The 1,287-nt window shown below is 65.2% G+C and carries 1 protein-coding gene; it reads left to right on the forward strand.

What is annotated here, in order from left to right; all coding sequences use genetic code 11:
- Window positions 1-1,075, forward strand: a 1,075-nt coding sequence (locus RMO15_RS01425; RefSeq protein ID WP_309707148.1) for an alpha-hydroxy acid oxidase, incomplete at its 5' end; no start/stop codon positions are given.
- Window positions 1,076-1,287: the final 212 nt, after the last annotated feature.

Genomic DNA, 1,287 nt, shown 5'->3' on the forward strand with positions numbered 1-1,287 from the left:
GATGACTCCTCCTCTGAACCTACGCGAGTACGAAGAGCGTGCTCGCGAGATTCTCCCTCAGCCGATCTTCGACTTTTACGTCGGCGGAGCAGACGACGAGATTACGGTTCGTGAGAACGAGCTTGCCTGGGCGGGCTTGCGGCTGCGTCCGCGCGTGCTGGTGGATGTGAGCGCCTGCCAGACGAGCACGACGATTCTGGGGCAGCCTGTTTCGATGCCACTTCTCACCGCACCCTGCGCCCTCAATGCCCTGGCCCACCCCGACGGGGAGCTCGCCGTCGCCCGTGCCACGGCGGAGGCGGGCGTGGTTCAAGTTGTCAGCACGCTCTCGTCGTATTCTGTCGAGGAGCTCGCTTCCGCATCGAGCGGCGTGCGCTGGCTTCAGCTCTACTGCTACCGGGATCGTGGGCTAACAAAGGCATTGGTGGAACGGGCAGAGGCGGCAGGGTTTGGTGCGCTCTGTGTGACGGTGGATGTTCCCTGGCCGGGGCGGCGGGAGCGGGACATTCGCAACGGCTTCAAAGTTCCTCCCCACATCCGCGCCGCCAACTTCGAGCAGGCCATCCCCGACACCGCGGAGGGCTCCGCACTTCTGGCCTATGTTGCGGCGCAGTTTGACCCGAGCCTGACCTGGGACGCTTTGGACTGGCTGCGGAGCATCACACACCTGCCGATTGTGGTCAAGGGGATTCTCACCGCCGAGGACGCCCTTCTGGCCGTCCAGCACGGCGTGGCCGGTATCGTCGTCTCTAACCACGGCGGGCGGCAGCTCGATAGCGTGGTCAGCACCGCCGAAGCCCTCCCCGAGATCGTCGCCGCGGTGCAAGACCATGCTGAGGTCTATGTGGACGGCGGTATCCGTCGCGGCACCGATATCCTCAAGGCCCTTGCCCTCGGAGCCCGCGCCGTGCTGATTGGCCGCCCCTACCTCTGGGCGCTTGCCGTTAGTGGTGAAGCAGGGGTCGCGCATGTCCTACAGCACCTCCAAGACGACCTCAAGCTCTCGATGGGCCTTGCCGGTTGCCCGAAGCTTAGCGATATTGGGCCACGGCTGATCCGCAGAGCCGCCTCATGAAATGAGGCGTCTGCAGTGGCGTTCCGCCGCAAAGCCCGTGCCGGGCTACCAAAGCAAGATCCCCTTCGCGAAGCCGGAGGGGTCGCACTCTAAGGCGCGGGGGAGGCGAGCCCGGCACGGGCTTTGCGGCTGAGGGACGAAGCCACTGTTGACGCCGGTTTCCAACCGGCGGCTAGCGGAGAATTCCGTGGATCACCTCGCCGTGCACATCG

The sequence above is a fragment of the Armatimonas sp. genome (genome assembly GCF_031410135.1).
In the GTDB taxonomy this organism is placed as follows: Bacteria; Armatimonadota; Armatimonadia; order Armatimonadales; family Armatimonadaceae; genus Armatimonas.